Genomic DNA, 6658 nt, shown 5'->3' with positions numbered 1-6658 from the left:
CTAGCTCAGCTCGAGCAGTCGACCGCGACCGCGAGGGCGCCGCACACCTGGCGCATTCGTGCGTCGCTCAACCGGCCGAGCCGGTCGAGGAGTACGGCGAGCGACACACTCTCGACGGCGTCGAGGTTGACCGCCGAACGATGCGGTATCGGGTCGTCGCCGGGCTCGAGCACCACTTCGCTGACGAGTCCTCGAATCGTTGTCGTGCATGGTGCGATCAGGGCTCTGCGATGCCGCGGTATCACTGCGTCGCGGGAGAGTACGACGACCGGACGCCGGCCGATCTCGGGCAGCTCGCACCACCAGACCTCGCCACGGGCGGGCAGGGCGCTCACGACGCGGCCGCCGCCCGTCTGAACGACGCCAGGTCGCCCCACTCGTCCGGCTCGTCGATCGGGTGCTCGTCGTAGGCCGCATAGCTCGCGTCCACATCGGCGGCACGGTGGCGGGCGAGGAGGGCCGCGAGGGCCTCGTCCACGAGAGCAGCGTTGGTGACTCCGGGCCGAATACCTCGGGCATCCTCCAGCAGCGTCGCGTCCACCGTCGTGCTCAACCGTATGCGGTTCATGCCATCATCATGCCATGCGGCCGCCTTCTCGTAGCGTCCAGCCTGCAGGCCTCCACAACCGATCTTCGGCGAGTCACCATGGTCGGCTGGGTAAGGCCTGGCGGCATGGCCGGGCGAGGGGATCTCCACAGCCGATCATCGTGCCCGAGGCGAGCATCAGCTGTGGCGTCCTGACCGGCACCAGGTCGTCAGCGAGTAGCCGACTGCGGTGGCAGGTCGGTGCCCACCCAGCCCGGCCTCAGGTCCTGTAGGCATCTCGTCGGTGCTCGATCCGGAGCACGACGACCTCCTTCAGCTCCTCGTCCACCCGGTACAGGATCCGGTAGGTGCCGCGGCGCGCGGACCAGATGCCCAGCAGCTGGCCGCGCAGCGGCTTCCCGACGCGCAGCGGCTGCTCGATCAGCGTCGTCGTCAGGAAGTCGGTCACCGCGGCAGCGACGGCTTCGGGCAGTCGTTCAGTGAGCGCCCGACGAGCGGGAGAGGTCAGGACGAGCTCGTACCCGTCCCCCACGATCACGCCAGGAGGCCGCGGACTGCGTCGACGCCCCGGATCACGTCGCCGCGTTCGTAGCTCGCTTCCGCTTCGCGGATGTCGGCCAGCGCCTGCGGGTCGGCCAGCACCGACAGCGTCTCCTCCAGCTCAGCCAGGTCCTCCGGGCTGATCAGGACCGCAGCGGCCCGGCCGTTGCGGGTGATGGTGACGCGCTCGTGCTGCTTCTCGACCCGGTCGACCACCTCGGACAAGTGGTCCCGGACCGCCCGCAACGGTTCAACACTCATGGCCACGATTGTGGCGCACCTCGGCCCGTCCGTCCACCTGAGGATGCTTGACCGTGGCTCACCGGTCGTCGTGCGGCGCCCATGTTCAGGCGATCATGGACCGGTTCAGTGTTCGTACGAAAACGGAGGCGGTCGCGCTCGCCCTCCGGCACCTGGCTGGGCAACCCCTGACCCGAGCAGGCGCTCGAGATACGGGGAGCCGGCGCCATCGACAAGGTGCCGGCTCGTACTACGAAAGTCGCCACCTGACCGTCCGGCTGAGGGATCCATCACCGGGACTGCCGGGAGGCATCCGTCGAACTGCTGCAGGTCACCGACACGACGGCCGGGTAGTCCAGGCGCAGCGTGTCGCCTACCGCTCGCCCGCCTCATAGGCCCGCATCGCCGCGATCAGTGCGGCCAGCTCAGGAGCCGACGAGGGTCAACGACCCGGATCCGGGCGTCCTACCAGCTCGGTGACGACGGTCTGTCGTGCTTCCTGGAGGCCGAGAACTGCGGAACCCGGCCCGCGCCCCCGTCGGGAGGTACGGATGGACGCCCAGCGCTGACCGGTTGGATCAGCGGGCGGTCGGTCCCGTCCCGAGGTAGGCCAGTGCGGCTGGATCTGAGAGGAGTGTCGAGCACCTCATGTTCGGGTCGATGCGTCACCCCATGTCGACGTCAGCCAGGCCAAGTCGGACGAGGCCTCCTGCCGGGCCTTCGTGGCACGTGTGAACAGCTAACTCCCCACCGTCCTCCGGGACTGGTGGGGTTTTTTCTGCTGGGGTAGAGGTGTCGGCGGACCTGCGTACGACCGTCGTGATCGACGACCAGAACGTGCACCTGGTGGGGCACGCTGCGTTCGACAAGGACGTGCCGAAGCACGAGACCTTGGTCGATCCGGCCCTGTACGCCGGGCAGCTCGTGGCCGAGCGCAACCGGCGGCAGCGCGAGGGTCATGCCCACGCTGTCCTGGGCGAAGCCCTCGTCTACCGGGGTGAGCCGTCCGCGGAACATGATCCTGACGACGACGCGCACAGTCAGAGTCAGAAGTCGCGCTGGGAGCGAGATGCCCGCGTCCACGTCATCCTGCGCCCCCTGAAGTACGAATACCAGCGAGACGCTCAGGGTCGTCCGGCGACCTTGTACGACGGCAGCAGGATGGTGACTGGCAAGCGCGAGAAGGGTGGTGTCGACGTCCTCTGCGCGTTGGCGGCCGTGCGGGAGGCTGCGGGCGACCCACACCTCGAAGGCTGCTCGGCGAGAAAGCGCGTCACGTGTCCCGGCCCGCAACCCACGTCCGCGACGCTGCCCGCGCCAGCCAGCTCGGCGAAAGCGGTCAGCAGAGCCCGATCCAAAGGCTTGCGGTCCAGCTCGTCGCCGAGTTCCCTGTCGTAGGCAGCCGCGACAGCGTCTATCGCGCGTCCCGGCCCAGCCTCCGGCGTGATCAACGCCGGGGTTGCTCACTTCCGGTACGGCGGAAATGTGCGTGAAGACGGCGTTGATCACAGCATCGGCGACGCTCGCTGGCTTCAGGACGACTGTTGCGCAGGTGATGCTCCTCTTGCGATGTCCCGATGAGCGTTTCTGGCAAGAGTTTGGGCTGCTTGCCGCGCAGCCGCCCCTTGGCCTTCGCGACCCTCATCCCTTCGCGGGTACGACGGCGGATGAGGTCGGACGACGAGGGCGACGCGGTGTCGAACAGGACGAGCAGCTCGTCCGTCGGGCGGCGCTCGGCCCTCGCCATGGTTTGCAGGTCGAGCAGGGCCCTGCCGCCAGGCGTCGAACGGCTTACAGGCGGCATCACAGCAGGATCTGCAGCGCGCGGCGCAGGGAGGGCAGGGCCTTCGGGAACGCACCAGCGAGCATGAGCAGGGCGGCGGGCTTCGCCTCCTGCCGGTGTACCCACGCCTTGAGGGCGTTGATGGCCAGGTCGGAGCCCTCCTGGTGTTGTAGGCGGAAGGCGTCGACGATGCAACGCTCAGGGCTGTAGAGGCCGAGGGCGAGCCCCTCGGACAGCTCGACGACCTGCCGCCCGAGGTGGAACGTGCTCTTGTCGAAGTGATGCCACCGGGCTGGCGCGGCCGTGCGCGGCGCCCTCTTGCCGCGCGGCAGCGGCCGGCCCGGTGACGGTGCTGATCGAGCTGGGTCCACCCGCCGGCGGACGCCGGGAAATCCTTATACGAGGTCCGTATAAGGACTAGGCTCGTCGTATGGCCGAAGTCGTGGTGGCGCTCATCGGGGACGTGGTCCGCTCTCGAGACCATGAGGACCGCAAGGACGTGCACGCTCGACTGACCGACGCGCTCGAGCGGACGAATGGCGATATGACGGCCCTCCAAGCGCTCGACGTCACCGTGGGCGACGAGTTTCAGGGCGCGTACAGATCGGTGGCCGATGCCGTCCGCGCGACCTTCCTGGTCCGCCTGCACCTCCTGCCCGACATCGACGTGCGATGTGGCCTTGGCCGGGGCACGCTCACCGTCCTGCAGGCCACGCGCGGCAAGCTCGTGCAGGACGGGCCCGCCTGGTGGGCCGCCCGAGAGGCCATCGTGCGGTCGCACGAGCTCGAGGCCCAGCGCGGCGGTCGCCCGCGCACGACCCGCAGCTGGTTCCTCGCTGCGCCGGCCGGCACCTGCACCCCCGACGAGCAGCACCTCGAGGCCCTCGTGAACGCGCTGCTGGTCTGCCGCGACGAGCTGCTGCACCGGAATGCCGTTCGCAAACACGCCGAGCTGCTGCGCGACTGGATCCTCGGCGCAGGGCAGGACGACCTCGCCCGCCGCCATGGCATCTCCCAGTCCGCTGTCTCTCAACGACTTACCTCGTTGGGGGGTCAATCCCTGCGGGAGATGGACTGCCTGCTCGCCGCGGCGGGGGACCCGTGATCGCTCTTGGACTGCTCCTGCTCGCTCTGTCGGTGGCGGACCTCGTGCGCTGGCAGCTGCCGTGCCCGCCGTGGCGAGGACGTGTGGGGACAGCCGCCGCAGGGGGAGTGAACGCCGCCGTCCTGTGGTGCGGCGGAGCAGACGCGGCGGAGGTTCTCGCGTGGACCGGGCTGGTCGTGCTGCTGACTGCTGCCTGGGTCGTCCTCACGGCGAGGTCGGTCCTCGAGGACAGATCTGCGGCACCGGGCCTCCTCGCCACCACGCTGATCGTCGTGATCGGGCTGTCGTTGAGCGGCTCGGACCCCACGGTCAGCGGCCTCCTGGAGCGCTGGTTCGACGGCCTCGCCGACAGCCCGCTCACCAGGGTCGCCGTCGACCAGGCCGTTGTCGTGCTGGGCATCGGCCTGTTCCTCACCTCGCCGGCCAACACGGTCGTCCGGCTGGTCCTCAAAGCCGCCGGCAGTCGCCCGGCCGACAACGAGCGCAGCCTCAAGGGCGGCCGCCTACTCGGGCCGATGGAGCGGCTGTTCGTCTTCGGGCTGGGGCTGGCAGGCGAACTCACCGCCGCGTCGATCATCGTCGCAGCAAAGGGCCTGCTGCGGTTCCCCGAGCTCCAGTCGCACCGCGACGACGACGAGCCCCACCGCATCGACGTGCTCACCGAGTACTTCCTGGTCGGGACGATGGCGAGCTTGCTGTTGGCCCTGGGGCTCCTCGCCGTGGCGGCCTGACCTCATACGGCCGTCGTATAAGAAATCCGGAGCGGTGAGCGATTCCGTAAGCCGGTCGTCCGCGGGACGGCTGTGAGAGCACCCGCTTCGGCAGGAGCAGCCCCTTGGTCGACTACAGATCAAGGACCAACGTGAGCGCCGCGTCGACCCGCTGCATCTCCTCGATGGTCAGGAAGCCGACGGACTCCTCGAGACGGTTGAGATCCACGGTGGCGAGCTGATCGCACACGACCAAGGTCCGCCGGTCGGCGATGGTCACTGCCGGCCGGAAGCTTGTCTTCCGCGCGCTGGTACTGGTAAAGGCGAGGATCCAGGTGCTGAGTGTCAGCCAGTCTGGCTGCAGGACCACGGCGTAGCGGCGACCTTTCTGCTCGTGGCCCTGGCCTCGCGCTGACAGCCGATAGACCTCACCCCTCATGCAGCGCGGCCACGTCCTGCTGGATGGCCCGAATCTCAGCAAGGTCGGCTGGGTCGTCCTTGATGGCGCGCGCTTCTGCGGCAGCGACCTGACGACGTTCGTCACGCCGCATCGCTGCCAGCGCAGCCAGGATGACCTGGTCGGCGCTTTGCCTCCTTGCCGCGCCGACCTGGAGCAGCAGGTCGCGCGTGCTGGTCTGGACCTTGACGGTGGTGGTGTCAGCCATACGTCGCAGTCTACTCCTGGTAGACCGATATGCGCCTTTCTCGTCGCGGCAGATGTGAGCTCCCGGTGCAGCCGCGGGGAGGGAGGACCGGAATCGCACCGCTCGTCAGTAGACGTTCCACGATCGGAACGGCCTCCGACGTGGCGCAGCATCGCAGAACCGCGCATCCTGTGCGTTGCTGAGGCCGGCCGCGACGGTGCCGCTGCCTCGCCGGAGGCCGGGTGCCGCCGGTCGTGGACGTCGGGGTGCCGCCGGCCCCTGACCAAGATCTTCGGAACATCCACAGGACCCTGCCCCTGTGGATGTTCCGAAGATCTTGGTCTCGTGTCGGCCCGGGCCGGGCACGGCGGTGCGGTGCTCGGCTGCTCCATCCATCTCGGTGCCGCGCCTGCGCTCGGGGCGGGCGGCCGGCGGCGGCCTACGGCTCGGCCTCGAGCACCTCCTCGGCGGCCGGCTGCATGGGGGCGGCCGTCCGCAGCCCCTCCTCGACCAGGTCGAGGGCCTCCTCGGCGCTGGACGCCCAGGACAGCGCCGCGGTGGCGGCCTCCCGGACGAAGCCGCGCTCGACCATGAGGTCCACCTGCGCGCGCAGCGGGGCGTACAGGCCGTCGACGTCGAGGGCGACGACCGGCTTGGCGTGCATGCCGAGGCTGCGGGCGACCCACACCTCGAAGAGCTCCTCGAGCGTGCCCAGCCCACCGGGCAGCGCCAGGAAGGCGTCGGCGCGCTCGTCCATCAGCCCCTTGCGGATGCGCATGTCGTCGACGACGAGCAGCTCGTCGGCGGACAGGTCGCCGACCTCCAGGGCGAGCAGCGCGCTCGGGATGATCCCGGTGGTGCGGGCTCCGCCGGCCCGGGCGGCCGTGGCGACCGCACCCATCATCGACAGCTCTCCGCCGCCGGTGACCAGGCTGTGGCCGCGCTCGGCGAGCGCCCGGCCGACCTGGGCGGCGACCTCCACGTACGACGGGTCGATCCGGGTGCTGGACGAGCAGTAGACGCAGACGGCCGGCACCGCGCCAGGGTAGGCGGCCCGGGGCGCGCCGGCGGCGGCGGGTGAGCGCCGCA

At 69.7% G+C, this 6658-nt stretch carries 10 protein-coding genes and 2 pseudogenes; 3 read left to right on the top strand and 9 right to left on the bottom strand.

The genetic code is table 11. The features are described 5' to 3' along the window. Window positions 1–5: 5 nt before the first annotated feature. From WD794_02840 to WD794_02825, 4 genes and pseudogenes are all read right to left on the bottom strand, one after another. Complete coding sequence (locus tag WD794_02840; GenBank protein MEX2289245.1) at window positions 6–335, bottom strand: type II toxin-antitoxin system PemK/MazF family toxin; 330 nt, start codon at window positions 333–335, stop codon at window positions 6–8. Beyond that, window positions 332–571, bottom strand: a pseudogene (locus tag WD794_02835) (antitoxin). The gene WD794_02840 and the pseudogene WD794_02835 overlap by 4 nt, the downstream one beginning before the upstream one ends. A 235-nt stretch (window positions 572–806) precedes the next feature. Then, window positions 807–1085, bottom strand: coding sequence for a type II toxin-antitoxin system RelE/ParE family toxin (locus WD794_02830; GenBank protein MEX2289244.1), 279 nt, complete (start codon window positions 1083–1085; stop codon window positions 807–809). Next, window positions 1082–1348: a type II toxin-antitoxin system Phd/YefM family antitoxin gene (locus tag WD794_02825; protein ID MEX2289243.1), complete on the bottom strand. Its 267-nt coding sequence runs from the start codon at window positions 1346–1348 to the stop codon at window positions 1082–1084. Before WD794_02825 ends, WD794_02830 begins: the two co-directional genes overlap by 4 nt. Before the next feature lie 798 nt (window positions 1349–2146). On the opposite strand from WD794_02825, the gene WD794_02820 reads away from it, so the two are divergent. Further along, window positions 2147–2725 (top strand): hypothetical protein, encoded by a 579-nt coding sequence (locus tag WD794_02820; protein ID MEX2289242.1) that lies wholly within the window; start codon window positions 2147–2149, stop codon window positions 2723–2725. Window positions 2726–2915: 190 nt separating this feature from the next. On the opposite strand, the pseudogene WD794_02815 reads toward WD794_02820, so the two are convergent. Beyond that, a pseudogene (locus tag WD794_02815) lies at window positions 2916–3005 on the bottom strand (recombinase family protein). 125 nt (window positions 3006–3130) lie between these two features. Then, window positions 3131–3481: a hypothetical protein gene (locus WD794_02810; GenBank protein ID MEX2289241.1), complete on the bottom strand. Its 351-nt coding sequence runs from the start codon at window positions 3479–3481 to the stop codon at window positions 3131–3133. Window positions 3482–3540: 59 nt separating this feature from the next. On the opposite strand from WD794_02810, the gene WD794_02805 reads away from it, so the two are divergent. Beyond that, window positions 3541–4215, top strand: a complete 675-nt coding sequence (locus WD794_02805) for a SatD family protein (GenBank protein MEX2289240.1) — start codon at window positions 3541–3543, stop codon at window positions 4213–4215. Window positions 4216–4322: 107 nt separating this feature from the next. Continuing rightward, window positions 4323–4946: a hypothetical protein gene (locus tag WD794_02800; protein MEX2289239.1), complete on the top strand. Its 624-nt coding sequence runs from the start codon at window positions 4323–4325 to the stop codon at window positions 4944–4946. 112 nt (window positions 4947–5058) lie between these two features. Here WD794_02800 and WD794_02795 read toward each other — a convergent pair whose 3' ends face one another. The 3 genes from WD794_02795 to WD794_02785 form a co-directional block, all read right to left on the bottom strand. After that, complete coding sequence (locus WD794_02795) at window positions 5059–5364, bottom strand: type II toxin-antitoxin system PemK/MazF family toxin (protein MEX2289238.1); 306 nt, start codon at window positions 5362–5364, stop codon at window positions 5059–5061. After that, window positions 5354–5590, bottom strand: a complete 237-nt coding sequence (locus WD794_02790) for a hypothetical protein (GenBank protein ID MEX2289237.1) — start codon at window positions 5588–5590, stop codon at window positions 5354–5356. The genes WD794_02795 and WD794_02790 overlap by 11 nt, the downstream gene beginning before the upstream one ends. A gap of 418 nt (window positions 5591–6008) precedes the next feature. Beyond that, window positions 6009–6605: a TIGR00730 family Rossman fold protein gene (locus WD794_02785; GenBank protein ID MEX2289236.1), complete on the bottom strand. Its 597-nt coding sequence runs from the start codon at window positions 6603–6605 to the stop codon at window positions 6009–6011. Window positions 6606–6658 lie beyond the last annotated feature (53 nt).

It is taken from the genome of Mycobacteriales bacterium, assembly GCA_040902655.1.
Classification (GTDB): Bacteria; Actinomycetota; Actinomycetes; order Mycobacteriales; family SCTD01; genus SCTD01.
This window is presented reverse-complemented; position numbering and strand designations above follow the sequence as displayed.

Coding starts and splice junctions, on each gene's coding strand:
- WD794_02825 (MEX2289243.1), bottom strand. CDS start 1,348: ATGAGTGTTGAACCGTTGCGGGCGGTCCGGGACCACTTGTCCGAGGTG.
- WD794_02805 (MEX2289240.1), top strand. CDS start 3,541: ATGGCCGAAGTCGTGGTGGCGCTCATCGGGGACGTGGTCCGCTCTCGA.
- WD794_02795 (MEX2289238.1), bottom strand. CDS start 5,364: ATGAGGGGTGAGGTCTATCGGCTGTCAGCGCGAGGCCAGGGCCACGAG.
- WD794_02790 (MEX2289237.1), bottom strand. CDS start 5,590: ATGGCTGACACCACCACCGTCAAGGTCCAGACCAGCACGCGCGACCTG.